Here is a 21465-nt window from a genome sequence, read left to right as displayed (position 1 = left end):
CCACGGAAACGAGCGCTACATTCGTCACATTTATGCGTCAAAGGCTGCTAAAATAGACCACGGTGCCTAGGGACAGGTGCATCCGCATCCATCCTGCCGCACTGGAACTGTCCATCTACTATCCAGTCCGTTTCGGAGAAACTACTACATGACCACGAATACGCCGCAGGTCGCTATCAACGACATTGGTTCGGAAGCAGACCTGATCGCAGCCATCGACGAGACCATCAAGTACTTCAACGATGGCGACATCGTCGAGGGCACTGTCGTCAAGGTCGACCACGACGAGGTCCTCCTCGACATCGGCTACAAGACCGAGGGTGTCATCCTCTCTCGTGAGCTGTCCATCAAGCACGACGTCAACCCCGACGACGTCGTCGCCGTGGGCGACCAGATCGAGGCCCTCGTCCTCCAGAAGGAAGACAAGGAAGGCCGTCTCCTCCTGTCGAAGAAGCGCGCTCAGTACGAGCGTGCGTGGGGCAAGATCGAAAAGATCAAGGAAGAGGACGGCGTCGTTACCGGTACCGTCATCGAGGTCGTCAAGGGCGGCCTGATCCTCGACATCGGCCTGCGTGGCTTCCTGCCCGCCTCCCTCGTCGAGATGCGTCGCGTCCGCGACCTCGCCCCCTACATCGGTCGCGAGATCGAAGCGAAGATCATCGAACTCGACAAGAACCGCAACAACGTGGTCCTGTCCCGCCGCGCATGGCTCGAGCAGACTCAGTCCGAGGTCCGCACGAACTTCCTGCACACCCTGCAGAAGGGCCAGGTGCGCTCCGGCGTCGTTTCCTCCATCGTCAACTTCGGCGCGTTCGTCGATCTCGGTGGTGTCGACGGCCTGGTTCACGTCTCCGAGCTGTCCTGGAAGCACATCGACCACCCGTCCGAGGTCGTCGAGGTTGGCCAGGAAGTCACCGTCGAGGTTCTCGACGTCGACATGGATCGCGAGCGCGTCTCCCTGTCCCTCAAGGCCACCCAGGAAGATCCGTGGCAGGCCTTCGCCCGCACCCACGCCATCGGCCAGGTTGTGCCCGGCAAGGTCACCAAGCTCGTCCCCTTCGGCGCGTTCGTCCGCGTCGAGGACGGCATCGAGGGCCTCGTCCACATCTCCGAGCTGGCTCAGCGTCACGTCGAGCTGCCGGACCAGGTCGTCAAGGTCGGCGAAGAGGTCTTCGTCAAGGTCATCGACATCGACCTCGAGCGTCGCCGCATCTCCCTGTCCCTCAAGCAGGCCAACGAGGGCGTGGACCCGAACTCCGAAGAGTTCGATCCTTCGCTCTACGGCATGGCTGCCGAGTACGACGAGAACGGCAACTACAAGTACCCCGAGGGCTTCGATCCCGAGACCCAGGAGTGGATGGAAGGCTTCGACGCTCAGCGCGAGGCTTGGGAAGCCCAGTACGCCGAGGCTCAGGCCCGCTGGGAGGCCCACAAGGCTCAGGTCCGCAAGGCTCTCGAAGAGGACGCCGACGCGGCTCCCTCCATCGAGGAGCAGGCCTCCTACTCGACCCCGGTCGACAACGAGGGCACCCTTGCGTCCGACGAGGCCCTGGCCGCTCTGCGTGAGAAGCTGACGAACAACTGAATCAGTCTTGCTGACTGAGCTTCAACTCGTCAGTTCACGCGAGTGAACGCATGAGTGGTGGTCCCCAGGTTTTCCTGGGGGCCACCACTTTTTGACTGATTGCGACGCCGCCAGATCTCCGGCCTCCGCGAGGAGCACCTGTTGGTATCGGCCTGCTTGGTATGCCCGTGGGCGGCGGCCCGCCCGCTCGCCGTCCGCGCTGCGAGCTTCGCTCGGCGCGTCGTCTCGAAGCCCGGCCAGGCCCCGCAGGCCTCGCAGCGGCCTCCGATCAGGCGGCGCTGATCCTGTTTCGGTTAGACTCAGCCGCCGCCCACGGACATCGCAGCGGGTCCCGCAGGCCTCGCAGCGACCTCCGATCGGGCGGTCTGATGAGCACAGCCCGGCCCCGCCACAGCCGACGAACAGCGGAATACGAGAGGTTCCGACACAGTTCGTGTGGTGCCGCGCCCAGTGGCGAAGACAACTGAACCCCGCACAGAAACGAATCCGTGCGGGGCCTTTGCTGTTGGCACTCACGAGGCGGCGTGTTTCATCGCTACTAGGTCGGCGCACGTGCCGATCAACGCCGCGACAACGGTGGGGAGGATCCAACCAAGCTGGTTGGCCTGGAGCGGACTCCACGTAAGCGCGGAGTTGATTTGGTCGGTGGCGACGCCCACCTGCACGAGCGTCGTTGCGGCCGACCACGCGGCGGCCATCCAGGTGCCCAGGCGGAAGGTCCACGTCGCGGGGGTCGCCAGGCGGAAGGGGTGGGTCATGATCGTAATGAAGACGACTGTGATAGCGATCGGGTAGAGGAAGGTGATGATCGGTACCGCGATCGTGAGCACCGAGGACAGTCCCGCGGAGGCCAGCACGAAGGAGATGAGCGTGAAAAGGATTATCCATGTGCGGTACGGAATCGCGGGCAGCAGACGGTTAAAGAACTCCGAGGTCGCGGCGATGAGGCCCACCGCCGTTGTCATACATGCGGTCAGCACGATCAGACCGAAAACGATCTGCCCCGGACGCCCCATCGTCGACTGCGCGGCGTCGGCCAGGAGGCTGGCACCATCCGTGTAAGACTGTGCGTTCGGGATGACATGCCCGATGAGGCCCAGGCCGACGTAGACGACGCCCAGGAGCGCACCCGCAATGACCGCCGCGATCGAGGTCCGATGCACGACCTTCGCACCGATGCCACCGCCCGTATGCCCGAGCGAGGTCACGACGATGATGCCGAAGGCCAGGGCTGCGATGGAGTCCATCGTCATGTAGCCCTCAAGTAGACCGGCGGCCAGCGGGTTGTGGACGTACTCGCCGGTGGGCGCGTCGTGCGAGGCCGGCAGCGACGCCAGGCAGAGGAATACAAGCAGAACGAGCAGGCCAAGGAGGATCGGTGTCAGGACCTTCCCGAGGCTGTCGATAATGTTCGTCGGGTTCCAACACAGGTAAAAGGCGATCCCAAAAAAGATCAGGTTGAAGATGACCGAGGCGAGCACCGACTTCGTGCCGATGACGGGCGCGACAGCCGTCGAGAAGGAGACGGCACCCGTTCGCGGGAGGGCGTAGAAGGCGCCGATGGACAGGTAGACCAGGACCGAGAAAACGAACCCGAAGGGCTTTCCGGCGCGGCTGACAAGATCGCGGATATCGGTGCCGGATAGCGCGATCGTGATGATCGAGATGACGGGCAGAGCGACGCCGCCGATCAGGAAACCGATCATCGCGGGGGTCAAGTTGGTGCCAGCCGACGCGCCCATGATCGGCGGGAAAATAAGGTTACCGGCACCAAAAAACATGGAGAAAAGAGTCAGGGAGGTCGCGATGAGGACCGCGGTACTCGAACGCTGGCCGGAATCGTCGTTGACTGTCTGCGTCACTGCTGCTCACTGTGTTGTGTGGGGGCTTTAACAGCACCAATTCTTGCACGAGGGCACATATACGCAACCGCAGCCGCGATACCCTGAGGATGTGACCGCTTCGTTTTCTTGTGGAGGATGCTCCGCGACGCTGCTCCGTCCGCTGCACCAACACCGCAGTGGGGGACCCGCACGCGTGGTCGCGGTGAGTGGCGGAATCGGCTCGGGCAAGTCCTCAGTGACCGCTTCCTTCAAGTCTCTGGGTGCACTGGTCGCCGATGCCGACGTCATTGCCCGTGAGATTCTCGAACTCGGTCGGCCCGCGCTCGCGCAGGTGGCCGCACGATTCGGAGATGATCTGATCCGTGAGGACGGGACCCTCGACCGGGCGGGCCTCGCGCGTCGTGTCTTCGCCGGTGAGGGTGCCGACGAGCGCATCGCTGCTCTCAACGCGATCACCCACCCGGCCATCGAGCGTCGTGCTTGGGAGATTCTGAACGCTGCCCCCGCAGGATCGCTTGCCGTCTACGACATTCCGCTCCTCGTCGAGGGCGACTACGCTGACCGTTTTGACGCCGTCGTCATCGTCGATGCCCCCGTCGAGGAGCGTGTCGCGCGCCTGGAGGGCAGGGGAGTACCCCCCGAGGACGCGCGCGCCCGGATCCGCGCCCAGGCCTCGTCTGATCAAAGGCGAGCGATCGCGCACGTGTGGATCGATAACTGCGGAAGCGCGGACGATCTGGCGCAGGTGTGCACGCAGGTGTGGGAGCGTTGGCTGACCTCAGACCTCTAGGGGCCATCGACGAGGCCGAGGCGGGCTTTCGCTGGCCGCGCACCCGGGCGGGTCCTCCGCGCGATGCCAGGGCGCGGGCGGTAGCGTAGGAGAGTGAGCGAAACCCCCGTCATCCGCCAAGACAAGCCTTTCGAGGTCATCTCCCCCTACACGCCGTCGGGTGACCAGCCCAAGGCGATCCGTGAGCTGGCAGCGCGCATTCGCGACGGCGAGCAGGACGTCGTCCTCATGGGTGCGACGGGTACGGGCAAGAGCGCGACCACCGCCTGGCTCATCGAGGAGCTGCAACGTCCCGCGCTGGTCCTAGAACCCAACAAGACGCTCGCCGCGCAGCTGGCGGCCGAGTTCCGCGAGCTGCTGCCGGGCAACGCCGTCGAGTACTTTGTCTCCTACTACGACTACTACCAGCCTGAGGCCTACGTCCCCCAGACGGACACCTTCATCGAGAAGGATTCCTCGATCAACGATGAGGTCGAGCGGCTGCGCCACAGCGCCACCAACTCGCTGCTCACGCGGCGCGACACGGTCGTCGTCTCCTCCGTGTCCTGCATCTACGGCCTCGGCACCCCCGAGGAATACGTGGCGCGCATGATCGAACTCGAGCGCGGCATGATCATCGACCGCGACGCACTGCTGCGCCGCTTCGTCGCCATGCAGTACGTGCGCAACGACATGGCCTTCACGCGCGGCACCTTCCGCGTGCGTGGCGACACAATCGAAATCATCCCCGTGTACGAGGAACTCGCGATCCGCATCGAGATGTTCGGCGACGAGATCGACTCCCTGGCGGTCCTGCACCCCCTTACCGGCGACGTGATCGACCAGGTTGACCACACCTACCTGTTCCCTGCCTCGCACTACGTGGCCGGCGAGGAACGCATGAAGAAGGCGATCGCCTCCATCGAAGAAGAGCTTGATGACCGCCTCGCGTGGTTCCGAAGCCAGAACAAACTCCTCGAGGAGCAGCGCCTGCGCATGCGCACGACCTTCGACCTGGAGATGCTCAAGGAAATCGGGTCGTGCTCGGGCGTGGAAAACTATTCGCGTCACATCGACGGGCGCGGTCCCGGCACCCCTCCGCACACGCTGCTGGACTACTTCCCGGACGACTTCCTGCTCATCATCGACGAGTCCCACGTGACCGTCCCACAGATCGGCGCGATGTTCGAGGGCGATATGTCGCGCAAGCGCACCCTCGTCGACTACGGGTTCCGCCTGCCCTCCGCGATGGACAACCGTCCGCTCAAGTGGGACGAGTTCACCCAGCGCATCGGCCAGACCGTGTACCTCTCCGCGACCCCCGGCCCCTACGAGCTCGAGCGCTCCGACGGGGTGGTCGAGCAGATTATTCGCCCGACGGGTCTCGTCGATCCGCTCGTCGTCGTCAAGCCCACCGAGGGACAGATCGACGACCTCCTCGAACAGGTGCGCCTGCGCGTCGAACGCGACGAGCGCGTCCTCGTCACCACCCTCACCAAGAAGATGGCCGAGGAACTGACCACCTACCTGGCCGAGCGCGGCGTCAAAGTCGAATACCTGCACTCCGACGTCGACACACTGCGCCGCGTCGAGCTGCTACGCGAGCTGCGCCTGGGTACCTTCGACGTGCTCGTCGGCATCAACCTGCTGCGCGAGGGCTTGGACCTGCCCGAGGTCTCCCTCGTGTCCATCCTCGACGCAGATAAGGAAGGCTTCCTGCGCTCCACCCGCTCGCTCATCCAGACCATTGGCCGCGCCGCCCGAAACGTGTCCGGCGAGGTCCACATGTACGCCGACAACATGACGGACTCGATGAACGAGGCCATCTCCGAGACCATGCGTCGCCGCGAGATCCAGATCGCCTACAACAAGGAACACGGCATCGACCCGCAGCCCCTGCGCAAGAAGATCTCCGACGTCACCGATATGCTCGCCCGCGAACAGGTCGACACTCAGACCCTGCTCGAGGGCGGGTACCGCAAGGAGAAGAGCGCACGCGACCGCAGTGCCGCTGCGAAGGCACCCGCCGTCTCGAATCCTGGTCAGCGCGCGGAGGCAGAACTCGCCGAACTCATCGAAGAACTCTCTGCCCAGATGATGACCGCCGCTCAGCACCTCCAGTTCGAGGTTGCCGCGCGCCTGCGCGACGAAATCGAGGACCTCAAGAAGGAATTGCGCGCCATGAAGCGCGCCCACTGACGCCCGCCGACCACCTGCTTCGCGCTGAGCAACGAGGCAGCCACTGCCTCGTTCCTCAGAAATCGCGGCGCTAAGCGACCGATGCCACTGCTCGGGCGTGGACGCGCGCGCAGCCGCCCCACTAAACTGGACGGCGTTAGCGGAGGGGAGTACTCCCACAAACAGTGGCGTCGTCATCACGACGGCCCCGCCCACGCGGCGAGGCCTCCGGCGCCACCGGCCAGGGATTCCTGGCGGGAGGAGACCTCCGGTACCCGACTCGTACCGGAGGCCCCACGTATGCACGTGCACGCGCTCGCCTGGATCGTCCTGGCTGGCATTGTCCTGACCATGATCGCCGTTGATATCGTCGGTCATGTTCGCACACCTCACGAACCCACCCTCAAGGAAGCCACCTGGTGGTCGGTCGCCTACATCGCGATTGCTCTCCTTTTTGGCGGCATCGTCTGGGCCGTGTGGGGACCGCAGTACGGTCAGGAATACCTGGGCGGCTATATCACCGAAAAAGCGCTCAGCATCGACAACCTGTTCGTCTTCGTCATCATCCTCTCGAGCTTCCGCGTGCCCCGCAAGGATCAGCAGGAAGTCCTGCTGGCGGGCATCGTGATCGCGCTGATCCTGCGCCTCATCTTCATTCTCGCGGGCGCAGCCCTCATTGAAAACTTCTCGTGGGTGTTCTACATCTTCGGAGCCTGGCTGCTGTGGACCGCCATCAATCAGGTCCGCGAGGGCGTGGGCGAGGACGAGGAGGAAGACGAATACCGCCCGCCGTCAATCGTGCGATGGGTGTCTAAGATCGTGCCCGTCACCGACGGCTTCGTCGGCTCGCGCATGCTCTACCGCCACGGCGGCCGCACCTACGTCACTCCGATGCTCCTGTGCGTCATCGCGGTGGGCACAGCCGACGTCATGTTCGCCGTCGACTCGATCCCCGCGATCTACTCGCTCACCAACGAGGCATACCTGGTGTTTGCCGCCAACGCGTTCTCCTTGCTCGGCTTGCGTCAGCTCTACTTCCTCATCGATGGTCTGCTTGACCGCATCATTTTCTTGCACTACGGACTCGCAGCGATCCTCGGCTTCATCGGCTTCAAGCTGATCAACCACGCGCTGCACACGAACGAGCTGCCCTTCATCAACGGCGGGCAACCCATTGTTGCGCTTCCCGAGCCGAACATCGCCTTCTCGCTCGGCTTCATCGTGGTCACCATTCTCATCACGGTCGCTGCCTCCCTGGCGGTGTCACGCTCCCGGCGTGGAGGCGAGGATAGCGCGGCGTAAGGGCGCTATGATGCCGCGGTCAAATAGTTAAGGGGTATTTATGGTTATTCACCCGTGGGCGTGGGGAATCCTCGCTCTTGTGGCCATCGGCCTGGTCGTGATCGATTTCCTCGGTCATGCGCGCAACCCGCACCCGCCCACAGCGGTCGAGGCCGCTCGATGGACCCTGTTCTACGTCGGACTCGCCGGGCTTTTCGGCGTCGGCATCTGGCTGACAAACGGGTGGCTCTACGCTCAGGAGTTCTACGCGGGATGGGCCATGGAGTGGTCCCTGTCCGTCGACAACCTCTTCGTGTTCATCCTGATTCTCAAGGCGTTCCGCGTTCCTCGAGAAAATCAGCAGAAGGCCTTGCTCCTCGGCATTATCATCGCCCTGCTCCTGCGTCTCGTGTTCATCCTCCTTGGAGCCGCGCTGGTGTCGCGTTTCTCGTGGGTATTCTTCATCTTCGGACTCTGGCTGCTGTGGACCGCGTTCAGCCAGGTTTATGAGACAGCGCGGGGGAGCGACGAAGACGAGGAATACCACGAGAGTGGTTTTATCCGCGCGGTTCGGCGTGTTCTCCCGATCACCGACGGCTTCATTGGCAACCGCATGCTCTTCCGCCACGGCGGGCGCACCTACATCACGCCGATGCTCGTCGTTGTCCTGGCCCTCGGCTCGGCGGACCTGATGTTCGCGTTTGACTCGATTCCCGCGATTTTCGGTATCACGCAGCAGGCATTCCTGGTCTTTGCGTGCAACGTGTTTGCGCTGATGGGTTTGCGCCAGCTGTTCTTCTTAGTGGATGCTCTTCTCAGCAAGCTCGTGTACCTGGGCTACGGCCTCGGCGTGATTTTGAGTTTTATCGGCGTCAAGCTGATTCTTGAGGCGTTGCACGCGAACACTCTGCCGTTTATCAACGGGGGATCGGGCGTGGAGTGGGCACCGGAGATTTCCGTATCGGTATCGCTGGGCGTCATCGTCGTGACGTTGGCGGTCACTGTTGTCGCGTCGCTGATTCGTAGCGCGATGGATGAGGGGGATGCCCATGGTAACTGAGGTGGCGAGTGTGGACGAGCGCGGTCTGAGCACCGACGAGGTGTTCGAGCGCATGTCGCGCGGCGCGGTGAACCGCGTCAAGGACCGTACGTCGCGGTCGGTGGCATCCATCGTCCGCGAGAACGTGTTCACGCTCTTCAACGCGATCATCGTGGGTGCGTCGATCATCGTCCTGCTGTTCGGCGATCTGCGCGACGGCATCTTCGGCGGTGTCATGGTCATTAATGCGGTTATCGGTATCATGTCGGAGCTGCGCGCCAAGCGCACCCTGGATTCTCTTGCAATCGTGGATGCACCGCAAGCCTCCGTCCTGCGTAACGGCGAGGTGTCGGTCATCCCTGCTCGCGACGTCGTGCTCGATGACGTCATCGAGCTGGCGCTTGGCGACCAGGTGAGCGTGGACGGTACGGTGCTGGCCTCGGCAGGCCTCGAGATCGATGAGTCGCTGCTGACGGGCGAGTCGCGCCCGGTCAAGAAGAAGGAGGGCGATCAGCTCCTGGCTGGCACGAGCGTCGTTGCCGGATCGGGACGCATGATCGCCACAGCGGTCGGCGAGCGCGTCTACGCGCAGGGTCTGTCCGAGCAGGCGCGTGCCTTCACTCGTACGATCTCCGAGATCCAGGTGTCGATTAATCGCGTTCTGCAGGTTGTCTCGGTCATGCTGCTGCCGATTGTTGCCTTGACGTTCTATTCGCAGAATCGCATCGCGGGCGGCTTAGGCGGGGACTGGCGAGAGGCCTTGGTCCTGTCGGTTGCCTCGGTCATCGGCATGATTCCCCAGGGCCTCGTCCTCCTGACTTCGATGAACTTCGCGATTGGGTCGGCGACGCTGGCCCGGCGCGGGGTCCTCGTGCAGGAACTTCCGGCCGTCGAGGTACTCGCCCGCGTCGACTGCCTGTGCCTGGATAAGACGGGCACGCTCACCACCGGCGGCATCCGCGTGCGCCAGATCGACGTGATCTCGGGCGACGAGGCACTCATTCGCCGTGCGCTCGCGACTGCGTCGAGTGACCGCACGAACGCGACCGCGCAGGCCATCTGGTCTTTCCTCGACGAGGATGCACTGGCGGGCGCTCAGGCACGCGCGCAGTGGAACGTTCCCTTCTCGTCGGCGCGTAAGTGGAGCGCGTGGGGCACGGACTGTGAGTCCTGGATCCTGGGTGCCCCCGAGATCGTCATCGACGAGGCCGTGACTGGAAACGCGGCTCTGCTGGAGCGGGTGGGTGGCTTCGCGAGTAGCGGAGCCCGCGTCGTCGCACTTGTCCGCGCAGATTCGACTGTCGTGGACGATGAGCTGCCGGAGGCCCGCGAGGTTGCCGCGATTGTGGTCCTGGAGGAGGATCTGCGCGAAGACGCGGCTGAGACGCTCGACTACTTCCGTTCTCAGGGCGTGCACGTGCGTGTCATTTCGGGCGACAACCCGACAACGGTTGGCGCGTTGGCCGCCCAGGCTGGGCTGACGGCGCCCGACGGCATGCCCGCCCGTCTCATGGACGCACGCGACCTGCCCGAGGACCTTTCCTCTGAGGCATTCATCGACGCAATTGAGAAGCATGATGTCTTTGGGCGCGTGACGCCCGAGCAGAAGCGTGCGATGGTCGGTGCTCTGCAGGCCCGCGAGCACTGCGTTGCGATGACGGGCGATGGTGTGAACGATGCCCTCGCGCTCAAGGATGCCGACCTCGGTATCGCGATGGGCAACGGCACGCAGGCCACGAAGGCGGTTGCGCAGATCGTCCTTGTTGACTCAAAGTTCTCTGTTCTGCCGGGCGTTTTGTCGGAGGGCCGCCGCATCATCGCGAACATGGAGCGTGTCTCCTCGCTGTTCCTGGCCAAGACCACCTACGCGGCTGTCCTCGTGATTGTGACCGCACTGGTCGGCTGGCGCTACCCGTTCCTGCCGCGCCAGTTCAGCTACATCGACTCCCTGACGATCGGCATCCCGGCCTTCTTCCTGGCGCTATGGCCCAACCCGCGTCGCTACGTGCCGGGATTCCTCAAGCGCACGCTGTCTCTGGCGATGCCGACGGGCGTCATCCTGGCGGCTGCCGCGCTGACCGCTTTCGGCATTGCCGACGGACCGCAGGACCGCGAGTCGACGGCGGCGATCCTCTCGCTGATGCTTGGCGCGATCTGGCTGCTGGTCATTACGTCGCGACCGCTGTCCCTGTGGAAGTGGGTTCTGCTCGTGGCCGTCACGTCCGCAACCGTCGGCGGCGTGTTGATCCCGCCCGTTCGTCACTTCTTTTCAACCGTGGCACCGACCACGCACGAGTGGTTCCTCATCCTGTGCGTCGGTGCGGGTGCTGCCTTGCTCATTGAAGTCGCTCAGCGCATCTTTTACGCCCGACAATTCGCTCGCTCCCTCGAGCAATAGCTGGGTGGATACGACACGAGGCCGGTGCGGGAAAACCCGCCCCGGCCTCGTGCATGGAAGCGACTCAGAACACCCGGATGACGGGATTCCACTCGCGGATGAGACGAGCCTGGATGACCTCGGCGACGTAGAAGGGATCCTGATTGAGGATCTGCTCGACGTCGGCCTGGCTCTCGGCGTTGATGAGAATCAGCGCGCCGGGGACCTCACCAGCGAGGGGGCCGGACGCGACGTTGATTCCCTGTTCGAGCAAACCGGACAGGAACGCGCGGTGGGTCGGGCGGACTTCGTCCATCGTCTCGGTCATGGAGGGGTTGTAGACGTATTCGACTGCGTAGTATGCCATACGCATAACACTAGCCCTGATCCGCGATTTTGCCTAGGGGACGGATAGGATCAAAGGGTGCATGACAAGCTAATCATCCAGGGTGCCCGCGAACACAACCTCAAGGACGTAAACCTCGAGCTGCCCCGCGACTCCATGATCGTCTTCACCGGCCTATCCGGATCCGGTAAGTCCTCCCTCGCCTTTGACACGATTTTCGCCGAGGGACAGCGCCGCTACGTCGAGTCCCTGTCCTCCTACGCGCGTCAGTTCCTCGGCCAGATGGACAAGCCGGATGTTGACTTCATCGAAGGCTTGTCACCCGCCGTCTCCATCGACCAGAAGTCGACGTCACGCAACCCGCGCTCGACGGTCGGCACGATCACGGAGATCCACGACTACCTGCGTCTGCTCTACGCGCGTGCCGGCGTCGCGCACTGCCCCGAGTGCGGGGCGCGCATCCAGGCACAGACACCCCAGCAGATCGTCGACCGCGTGCGCACGATGGACGAGGGCACGCGCTTCCAGGTCCTTTCCCCGGTCGTGCGCGGCCGCAAGGGCGAGTACCAGGACCTTATCGACGAACTGCGCGCCGAGGGCTACACGCGCGCGATCATCGACGGCGAGGCCGTGCGTCTCGAGAATGCCCCCAAGCTGGAGAAGAAACTCAAACACACGATCGAGGTCGTTATCGACCGCCTTGTCGTCCGCGAGGGCATGCGCCAGCGCCTCACCGATTCGGTCGAGACCGCGTTGCGCCTGTCCGATGGCCTCGTCGTCATCGATTGCGTCGACCTGGACGAGAACGACCCGGAGCGCCGCCGCCGTTTCTCCGAGAAGCGCGCCTGCCCGAATGACCACCCTCTGGCCCTCGACGAGATCGAGCCTCGCACCTTCTCCTTCAACGCCCCCTACGGCGCGTGCCCGGACTGCGCGGGACTTGGCTTCCGCCAGGAGGTGGACCCTGAGCTGGTCGTCCCCGACGAGGAACTCTCGCTCGCCGACGGTGCTGTCATCCCCTGGAACTCGAACTTCAAGTACCACAAGAAGCTCCTCGAATCCCTGTCCAAGGAACTCGGCTTCGCGATGGGCACGCCCTGGAAGAACCTGCCCAAGAAGGTCAAAAACGCCGTTCTGTATGGCAAGGACTACGAGGTCACCGTCAAGTTCCGCAACCGCTGGGGCCGCGAGCGCTCTTACACGACGGGCTTCGAGGGCGCGGTCAACTACATTGAGCGTAAGCGCGAGGAGACCGAGTCTGCGGCTGTGTCCGAGAAGCTCGACTCTTATATGCGTGAGATTCCGTGCCCGACGTGCGAGGGCGCGCGCCTGAAGCCGGAGGTCCTGGCAGTGCGTATTGGCGATAAGTCGATCGCCGAGCTGTCCGACATGTCCATCTCGGAGGCGCGTGAGTTCCTCGCGGCCGTCGAACTCGAGCAGCGTGCGCGCGCTATCGCGGCACCCATCCTCACCGAGATCGAGGCCCGCCTGGCCTTCCTCGTTGACGTGGGCCTGACCTACCTGACGCTCTCTCGCGGTGCGGGCACACTGTCGGGAGGCGAGGCACAGCGTATCCGCCTGGCCACGCAGATCGGCTCCGGCCTCGTCGGTGTCCTCTACGTTCTGGACGAGCCTTCGATCGGCCTGCACCAGCGCGACAACCGCAAGCTCATCGCGACGCTCGAACGCCTGCGCGACCTGGGCAACACGCTCATCGTCGTCGAGCACGACGAGGAGACGATGGAGGCGGCCGACTGGATCGTGGATATCGGTCCCGGCGCGGGTGAGACGGGTGGCTGGGTCGTTCACTCGGGGCCGCTTTCCGAACTGCTGAAGAACCGCAAGTCGCTGACCGGCCAGTACCTGTCGGGCAAACGCCGTATTCTCCTGCCGCCGACGCGACGCCCGGTCGATAAGAAGCGCGTCGTCACGGTCAAGGGCGCGCGCGAAAACAACCTGAAGAACATCGATGTGTCGTTCCCGCTCGGCGTGCTCACTGCCGTCACCGGCGTGTCTGGCTCGGGCAAGTCGACGCTGGTGAATGGCATCCTCTACCGCACACTGGCATCGCGTCTCAACGGCGCGCGCATGGTGCCCGGCCGCCACCGCACGATCACGGGCATCGAACAGCTCGACAAGGTCGTGCACGTGGACCAGAGCCCAATCGGTCGTACGCCGCGCTCGAATCCGGCGACCTACACGGGCGTGTGGGACCAGATCCGCAAGCTTTTTGCCGAAACACAGGAGGCAAAGGTGCGTGGCTACGGTCCGGGACGCTTCTCCTTCAATGTGAAGGGCGGACGCTGCGAGTCCTGTAAGGGCGACGGCACGCTGAAGATCGAGATGAACTTCCTGCCCGACGTGTACGTCCCCTGCGAGGTCTGCCATGGCGCTCGCTACAACCGCGAAACCCTGGAGGTCGAGTACAAGGGCAAGACTGTCGCGGACGTGCTCGACATGCCGATCGCGGAGGCCGCACAGTTCTTCGCGCCGATCTCGCGCATTGCCCGTCACCTCAACACGCTTGTCGAGGTGGGCCTGGGTTACGTGCGCCTCGGACAAAGCGCGACGACCCTGTCCGGCGGCGAAGCTCAGCGCGTCAAGCTTGCTTCCGAGCTGCAGCGGCGCTCGACCGGACGCACGGTCTACGTGCTCGACGAGCCCACGACCGGCCTGCACTCCGAAGACATCCGCAAGCTCCTCCTCGTGCTGCAGTCCCTAGCCGACAAAGGCAACACTGTCATCGTCATCGAGCACAACCTGGACGTCATCAAGAGCGCCGACTGGATCATCGACATGGGGCCCGAGGGCGGCGCGGGCGGCGGCATGGTCGTCGCCGAGGGAACACCCGAACAGGTTGCAACCGTAGAGGAATCATTCACGGGCCAGTACCTGGCGGAGGTCCTCGCGAAGGAGGCCGCGCGCGACGCCGCTGAGTCGTAGGAACCGCTAGGATGAGCCTCATGCTCCCCGCTTACGGTTTGTACGGCTTCGCCTACTACTGGCCCTCCTGGGTTCACTTGCTGGTGATTGCCCTCATGGTCGTGGCCGGCTCTCTCACGCTTAAGGCGCTCGCGGCCCGCTCGGCTGGGCGCAGCCGCGTCTACGGCTTGTCTTGCGGGTTTGTCGCTGGCCTGGGCAACCTGAGCCTGTGTGTGCTCGGCCAGGCGGAGGCCCGTCACGTGTGGCAGCTGGGCACGGTCATCGCGATCTATGCGGTCGTCGCTGTATGCGTGATCATGTCGCTGTTTATGCTGTGGAGCGGCGACGGCGATGGCTTCCTGTGGTCTCGCGCCTTCCACACCCTCCTGCTTGTCGGTATTCTCGTCTCGGCCGCTCTGGAGATTACCCGGCGCACGCTGTTCTGGATTCCGCTGCCCGTCATGGGCGTGGCGGTCCTTCTCGCGTTGTTCGGTGCCTTCGTCGTGGGACGCAACACCGCCGACTAGGGGAGTCCTCGCGCGCGACTCGGCCCCGACCTCGTCGATGAACGAGGTCGGGGCCGATCTTTCCCCATAAAAACTTGTAGTTTCTTTGTATGTGGTGAGCAGCTAGCAGTAGTGAGGCGGTGGTGTCTAATGTGGATGTAGTCATGCAGTTGATGTCATGTTCACATGCTGTCAAAAGTCTAAAGTTCTGTTTGTGGCACCATCCTAAGTCTTTTAACTTCTTAGATCGTAACGAAAATATGCCGAGTCCGACTCGGACTGGCGCTTATTTGATGTAGTCCGATTCAGGAGTGTCAAAGGTGTTAACTGTGGATATAGAACGTGATGCGGCTCATGCTGAAAGTGATTGTGAAGATGTGACACGCCGAGAGCTTCGGTGCTTGACTCTTGGTGAAAATTGTACTCTGGGAGAGATGGCGAACATCCGTTCGCCTCTTTTCTTCATAGAAAGAGTCACATGATTTCGCAAAGTTACTCCGCCATTAGTGGAACGCATGTCATTTCTCGGTCCGCAGTCTTCGTGCTCCTGCTCGTTGCGTTCCTCGTCTGCGCGTTCAGGGATAGTTCATCCCCTCATTCGACTAGTACTTCTGACTGTGTGTCGTCCAGGGTGGTCGATTGGGGCGACAATGTTGGTACGAGTTCGCCTTGGGAAAGGTTGTTGAAAGAGCACGTGACGTGGCGTACCGCGCTAAATTTCACACTTGTAATTTGTGTTGCGCTATCGGCACGATCTGTTGCAGCGGTACTGGGTAGTACTTTCTGGGTGCCCCTGGTTGTTGCGGCAGTGTCGATGGGATTCGTTGCTTACTGTATGTACGAAAAAGAGCCGTTGTTGTCCTCGTGTGTAGCGCTCGTTGCTTGTATCCAACTCGTGACAATTCCGGTGTTGTGGTTTTGGCGGCTGACTCCCGGGATGCAGTGGGTTACTGCATTCATTTTGGTCATGGTAGGTGCTTGGATTTTCACGTTTGTGGTCTACCGGCGACGGAATTACTAGCTGTCGAGCAGCTTACTGATTGTATTCCGTGGAGAGTTGGTCGGATCTTCCAACTCCTCGTGCGTACCGCTGCCGTCGTTACGATAGGAACAGTTCGTGCTAGTTGGCTAGCCATAAAATTCGCCCCGACCTCGTTCATAGTGACGAGGCCGGGGCCGAGTCGCACAGTGGGTGCTCCCGGGCGGGCGGCCGGGCTACTCCTGGTTCTTCTGGGTCTTCGCGGCCTCGCCCGACGCGTACAGGGCATCGACCTCGTCGGCGTAGTCGGCTAGGACGCGGCGGCGCTTGAGCTTGAGGGAGGGCGTCATGTAGCCGTTCTCCACGGTGAAGGCCGCATTGACGATGCGGTAACGGCGGATCGACTCGGCTCGCGACACCGCCTTGTTGGCGCGGGCGATTGCCTTCTCCAAGGACTCACGCACCTCGGGCAGGTTCGCCGCCTGTGCCGCGTCCACGACGGGCAGACCGTGAGTGGCCAGCCACTCAGGCAGCATCTCCGTGTCCAGCGCGATGAGCGCGCCGATGTAGGGGCGGTTGTCACCGACGACGATGATGTTCGCGATGAGTGGGTGCGTCGAGAGGGACTCTTCGAGGATCTCGGGGGACACGTTCTTACCGCCCGCGGTGACGATGAGTTCTTTCTTGCGTCCCGTGATGCGCAGGTGGCCACGGTCGTCGATGGAGGCGAGGTCACCCGTCTTGAACCAGCCGTCGACGAAGGCCTCAGCCGTGGCCTCGGGCAGGTTATGGTATCCCTTCGACACGGAGATGCCGCGCACGAGGAGCTCGCCGTCAGGGGCGATCATCATCTGGTTGCCCGGCCAGGGGAAGCCTACCGAGTCCGGAGGGAAATCCTGTGGCGTCTCCACGGAGATCGGACCGGTCGTCTCGGACAGGCCGTAGCCCTGCAGGAGGGTGATGCCCAGGCCACGATAGAAGTTCGCCAGGTCGAGAGCCAGGGGAGCGCCGCCCGAGATGATTGTGTGCAGGTTCGGGCCGAGGATCGCCCGTACCTTCGACAGAACAAGGGCATCCGCGATGCGACCGCGCAGCTTGAGGGCAGCAGAAGGACCGGGGGAGGGCATTGCCGAGGCATCCGGGATGGGCGTCGTGTCCGGACCGGGTCCGGCGACCGCCGACTCGGGCAGAGGAGAATCCACGTAGGCGGTGGCCTTGGACAGGGCACGCGCCTGCTTGGCGGCCCACGCGAACATACGGCCCTTCATGCCGCCGCCCGCCTTAGCAGCGGCCGCGTTGTAGACCTTCTCCATGACGCGCGGAACAACAAGGAGCATCGTCGGCTTGAACGTCGCGATGTCGTCGACCAGGTTGCGGGTGTCCGGAGAGAACGCGGTGATGCCCTGGCCTGCGAGCAGGCAGTACATGACGAATCGCGCGAGCACGTGGGCGACCGGCAGGAAGAGCAGGGAGCGCGACTTCGGGTCGTTGATGAGGACGGGCAGGAAGTCGTAAGCCTGCAGCATCGGTGAAATAAAGTTCCCGTGCGTGAGGACCACACCCTTGGGCATGCCGGTCGTGCCCGACGTGTAGATGATCGTCGCCTCGTCGCTGAGCGTCACGGCGTTGGTACGCGCGCGCACCTGTTCGACGCTCACGCCCCGCGCGGCACTCGTCAGGACACGCTCGGCACCCCGATCAAGGGAGAAGACATAGCGGACCCCCTCCGTGCGCACGGACTCCACCAGCTCGGCCTGCTGCGTGGTCGCCGTGATGACGATGCGCACGTCTGCGTCGGCCAGGATGTGCGCGATCTGCTGGGCCGAGTCCGTCTCGTAGATCGGCACGGTGATCGCACCGCAGGACAAGGTAGCCACGTCAATGAGGGCCCACTCGTAGGAGGTGGGAGCCAAAATCGCGAGGTGGTCACCCGGCTCGAGGCCGATGCCGATGAGGCCGCGCGCGATGGAATCCACTTCCGCCAGGAAGCTCTCCATCGTCACCTTGCGCCAGGCACCCACGTTCGAGCGACGCTCGATCGCGAACTGGCCGGGGTGGCGCTCCACGCGCTGGTGCAGCATCTTCGGGAGGTTCATATCCTCGGTGGCTTCTCGCGTCGCAATCGACTCCCATGAGCCATCGGCGAGCCTACGTACCGTCATTGCGGTCCTTTCGTGGGGTGAATGTATGCCGCTTGTGTGGGGGATCAGTTCTTTGTGAAGCGAGCGAAGAAGCCACGCTTCTTCGCAGGCTGCGCGGAGACTGGGCCGCCGTAGAGGGCGTCGACCTCGTAGGCGTAGTCGGCCAGCACCTTGCGGCGGCGCAGCTTCATCGACGGTGTGACGTAGCCGTTTTCAACGGTGAAGGTAGCGTCGATGATGCGGAACTTGCGGATCGATTCGGCGCGGGAGACGGCCTTGTTGGCGCGCTCAACGGCCTTCTCTAGGGACTCGCGGACCGCCGGCAGCTCGGCGGCCTCGGTGGGCGAGCACTGCGGCAGGCCGTGCTTGGCCAGCCAGTCGGGCAGCATGTCGGCGTCGAGGGTGAAGAGGGCGCCGACGTAGGGGCGCTGGTCGCCCACCACGATGACGTTGGCGATGAGGGGATGAGTGGCCAGAGAATCCTCGAGGACCTCGGGGGAGACGTTCTTGCCGCCCGCCGTCACGATGAGTTCCTTCTTGCGGCCCGTGATGGTCAGCTGGCCCTTGCGGTCGATCGAACCCAGGTCACCCGTGTGGAACCACTTGCCGTCGGGCATAACCTCGGCGGTCTGCTCGGGCAGGTGGTAGTAGCCGGGCATGACGGACTGGCCACGCACGAGGATTTCGCCGTCCTTGGCGATCTTGATGAAGTTACCGGGCAGGGGCAGGCCAACGCCGCCGACGGGGTTCTTGCCGATGTGCTGGACAGCGATCGGGCCGGTCGTCTCACTCAGGCCGTAGCCCTGGATCAGCGTGATACCCATGCCCGCGTAGAAGTGGGCAAGATCGGTGGCCAGAGGGGCGCCGCCGGAGACGATGTAGCGCAGGTTAGGGCCGAGGATCGAGCGGATCTTCTTCAAGACGAGCGCGTCGGCGATGCCGTGGCGGATTTTCTTGAAGGGACCTGGGCCAAACGTCTTCTCCGAAGCGAGAGAATAGGCGCGGGCCTGCTTGGCGCTCCACGCGAACATGCGCCCCTTGATGCCGCCGCCCGCCTTGGAGGAGGCCGCGTTGTAAACCTTCTCCAGGACGCGCGGCACGACGAGGAGCACGGAGGGCTTGAAAGCCTTGATATCTGGCAGCAGGTTCTTGATGTTGGGGGAGAAGCCGAGGACGCCCTGGCCCGACAGGATCACGTGCATGACGAGGCGCGCGAGCACGTGGGCGACCGGCAGGAAGAGGAGCAGGCGGGTCTCGGGGGAGTCGATGACGTCACCGAGGACCTGGCGGGCACCCTCCGCGGTGGCCACGAAGTTCGCGTGTGTGAGGGCCACACCCTTCGGGTTTCCGGTCGTTCCGGAGGTGTAGATGATGGTGGCGATGTCCGAGGAGGAGATGGCCGCGCGGCGCTGCTCGACGTTCTCAATGGTGATGCCGGTGGCCGCGCGGGCGATCAGGCGCTGGGCGCCGCGGTCGAAGGAATCGACCGACACGGTGTACTCGGGGGCCACCGAATGGACAAGCTCGGCCTGCTGGGTGGTGGCCGTGAAGACGCGGGTCACGTGCGCGTCGGTGAGGATGTGCTCGATCTGGGCCGCAGAGTCGGACTCGTAGATCGGGACGGTGATCGCGCCGATGGACAGGAGTGCGAGGTCGAGCAGGAGCCACTCGTACGAGGTCGGGGCCAGGATCGCGACCGCGTCACCGGCCTGCACGCCCAGGCCGATAAGGCCGCAGGCGGTGTACTCGACCTGACGCTGGAGCTCAGAAGTGGTCAGGGAGCGCGTGGAACCGACGGAGGAGCGCTGCTCGACCGCCACCTGGTCGGGGTGCAGGAGCGCGCGCTTGGCCAGCATGTCTGGAACGATGTCGTGTTCGCCGACCTTGTAAGTTGGCTTAATCGTGTACGAGCCATCACGCATGCGCTTCATCGTGTCCTCCGGGATGTCGGTTCAAAGACTGAACAACAGGTTCGATGTGAGTCTACTGGTTGTGGCGCGGCCCCCGCCCCATAATCGGGGTGGGGGCCACTGAGTGACGATTAGATCACAGATCGTAGTACATCTGGTACTCGTAGGGATGCGGGTAGGCGCGCATCGGGGCGACCTCGTTGGTCTCCTTGTACTCCAGCCACGTGTCGATGAGGTCCTGCGTGAAGACGTCGCCCTCGGTGAGGAACTCGTGGTCCTCGCGCAGCGCGTCGAGGGCGGCCTCGAGGGAACTCGGCAGCTTCGCGATGTCCTGGTACTCGGCCGGCGGCAGCTCGTAGAGGTCCTTGTCGATCGGCGCGGCCGGTTCGATGCGGCGCTTGATGCCGTCGATGCCCGCCATGAGGCACGCGGAGAACGCCAGGTAGGGGTTCGCGCTCGGGTCCGGCACGCGGTACTCCACGCGCTTGGCCTTGGGCGACGTGCCCGTCACGGGGATGCGGATGCACGCGGAGCGGTTGCGCGCCGAGTACACGAGGTTGATCGGGGCTTCGAAGCCGGGAACCAGGCGTCGGAAGGAGTTCACCGACGGGTTCGTGAAGGCCAGCAGCGCCGGGGCATGCTCGAGCAGACCGCCGATGAACCAGCGAGCCGTGTCGGACAGCGAACCGTAGCCGCGCTCGTCGTAGAACAGGGGCTCGCCGTTCTTCCACAGCGAGATGTGGGTGTGCATGCCCGAGCCGTTGTCGCCAAAGAGGGGCTTGGGCATGAAGGTCGCGGAATGGCCGAAGTCTAGGGCCGAGTTCTTGATGACGTACTTGAACTTCATCATGTCGTCGGCCGCGGTCTGCAGCGTCGCGAAGCGGTAGTTGATCTCCTGCTGGCCACCCGAGCCGACCTCGTGGTGGGCGCGCTCAATAATGAGGCCGACCTCTTCGAGGAGGCGGCTCATCTCGTCGCGCACGTCCGCGTACTTGTCGGCAGGGGAGACGGGGAAGTAGCCGCCCTTGATGGGCACCTTGTAGCCCATGTTGCCGCCTTCTTCAGCGCGGCCGGTGTTCCAGTAGGCCTCGGGGGAGTCCACGGAGAAAAAGGTGTTGTGGGGGCTCACCTGGTAGCGCACGTCGTCGAAGAGGTAGAACTCTGCCTCGGCGCCGATGAAACACTGGTCCGCGATGCCGGTTGAACGCAGGTAGGCCTCGGCCTTGGCGGCCACCTGGCGCGGATCACGTGAGAAGGGCTCGTCGGTGAAGGGGTCGACGATCGAGAAGTTGACGACCAGGGTCTTGCGGTCACGGAACGGGTCCACGAACGCGGAGGAGATGTCTGGGATGAGCTTCATGTCGGACTCGTGGATAGCGGTGAATCCGCGCACCGAGGAACCGTCGAACATGAGGCCGTCCGACAGAGCGGTATCCAGGAATTCGTTCACGGGGATCGTAAAGTGCTGCTGAACACCGGGGACGTCGCAGAAGCGTACGTCGACGAGTTCAATGTTCTGTTCGGAGATAAAGTCTGCGACCTCTTGGTTGGAGGTGAACATGAACGTCCTTCTTCGTGGGAGTGGGTT

13 protein-coding genes are annotated in these 21465 nt (G+C 63.5%); 8 read left to right on the top strand and 5 right to left on the bottom strand.

Going from position 1 to position 21465, the window contains the following annotated elements:
* Positions 1 to 148: 148 nt before the first annotated feature.
* Complete coding sequence (rpsA, locus tag O3669_RS00695; protein ID WP_009647770.1) at positions 149 to 1585, top strand: 30S ribosomal protein S1; 1437 nt, start codon at positions 149 to 151, stop codon at positions 1583 to 1585.
* Positions 1586 to 2097: 512 nt separating this feature from the next.
* Here the strand turns inward: rpsA and brnQ are convergent.
* Positions 2098 to 3447: a branched-chain amino acid transport system II carrier protein gene (brnQ, locus tag O3669_RS00690; protein ID WP_371523234.1), complete on the bottom strand. Its 1350-nt coding sequence runs from the start codon at positions 3445 to 3447 to the stop codon at positions 2098 to 2100.
* 175 nt (positions 3448 to 3622) lie between these two features.
* On the opposite strand from brnQ, the gene coaE reads away from it, so the two are divergent.
* The 5 genes from coaE (at position 3623) to O3669_RS00665 (ending at position 11094) form a co-directional block, all read left to right on the top strand.
* Positions 3623 to 4219 carry a dephospho-CoA kinase gene (coaE, locus tag O3669_RS00685; protein ID WP_371523290.1) on the top strand — a complete coding sequence of 199 codons (597 nt, stop codon included), beginning with the start codon at positions 3623 to 3625 and terminating at the stop codon, positions 4217 to 4219.
* Positions 4220 to 4312: 93 nt separating this feature from the next.
* On the top strand, positions 4313 to 6397 hold the full coding sequence (gene uvrB, locus O3669_RS00680) for an excinuclease ABC subunit UvrB (protein WP_296504292.1): 2085 nt from the start codon (positions 4313 to 4315) through the stop codon (positions 6395 to 6397).
* 279 nt (positions 6398 to 6676) lie between these two features.
* Complete coding sequence (locus tag O3669_RS00675; protein ID WP_371523233.1) at positions 6677 to 7678, top strand: TerC family protein; 1002 nt, start codon at positions 6677 to 6679, stop codon at positions 7676 to 7678.
* A gap of 40 nt (positions 7679 to 7718) precedes the next feature.
* Entirely contained in the window at positions 7719 to 8717 is a 999-nt protein-coding gene (locus O3669_RS00670) for a TerC/Alx family metal homeostasis membrane protein (protein WP_296504295.1), read from the top strand.
* Positions 8707 to 11094 (top strand): cation-translocating P-type ATPase, encoded by a 2388-nt coding sequence (locus O3669_RS00665; protein WP_371523231.1) that lies wholly within the window; start codon positions 8707 to 8709, stop codon positions 11092 to 11094. The genes O3669_RS00670 and O3669_RS00665 overlap by 11 nt, the downstream gene beginning before the upstream one ends.
* Before the next feature lie 64 nt (positions 11095 to 11158).
* Here O3669_RS00665 and O3669_RS00660 read toward each other — a convergent pair whose 3' ends face one another.
* Positions 11159 to 11440 carry a YciI family protein gene (locus tag O3669_RS00660; protein WP_296504301.1) on the bottom strand — a complete coding sequence of 94 codons (282 nt, stop codon included), beginning with the start codon at positions 11438 to 11440 and terminating at the stop codon, positions 11159 to 11161.
* A gap of 57 nt (positions 11441 to 11497) precedes the next feature.
* On the opposite strand from O3669_RS00660, the gene uvrA reads away from it, so the two are divergent.
* Entirely contained in the window at positions 11498 to 14362 is a 2865-nt protein-coding gene (uvrA, locus tag O3669_RS00655) for an excinuclease ABC subunit UvrA (protein WP_371523229.1), read from the top strand.
* 11 nt (positions 14363 to 14373) lie between these two features.
* Positions 14374 to 14868, top strand: a complete 495-nt coding sequence (locus tag O3669_RS00650) for a polysaccharide transporter (RefSeq protein ID WP_371523228.1) — start codon at positions 14374 to 14376, stop codon at positions 14866 to 14868.
* Positions 14869 to 16062: 1194 nt separating this feature from the next.
* Here the strand turns inward: O3669_RS00650 and O3669_RS00645 are convergent.
* The 3 genes from O3669_RS00645 to glnA form a co-directional block, all read right to left on the bottom strand.
* Positions 16063 to 17988 carry a long-chain fatty acid--CoA ligase gene (locus O3669_RS00645; RefSeq protein WP_315294426.1) on the bottom strand — a complete coding sequence of 642 codons (1926 nt, stop codon included), beginning with the start codon at positions 17986 to 17988 and terminating at the stop codon, positions 16063 to 16065.
* Between the two features lie 44 nt (positions 17989 to 18032).
* Positions 18033 to 19898, bottom strand: a complete 1866-nt coding sequence (locus tag O3669_RS00640; RefSeq protein WP_371523226.1) for a long-chain fatty acid--CoA ligase — start codon at positions 19896 to 19898, stop codon at positions 18033 to 18035.
* 115 nt (positions 19899 to 20013) lie between these two features.
* On the bottom strand, positions 20014 to 21438 hold the full coding sequence (gene glnA, locus O3669_RS00635) for a type I glutamate--ammonia ligase (RefSeq protein ID WP_295918442.1): 1425 nt from the start codon (positions 21436 to 21438) through the stop codon (positions 20014 to 20016).
* Positions 21439 to 21465: the final 27 nt, after the last annotated feature.

The organism is Pauljensenia sp. 20925_1_34 (genome assembly GCF_041432775.1).
In the GTDB taxonomy this organism is placed as follows: domain Bacteria; phylum Actinomycetota; class Actinomycetes; order Actinomycetales; family Actinomycetaceae; genus Pauljensenia.
This window is presented reverse-complemented; position numbering and strand designations above follow the sequence as displayed.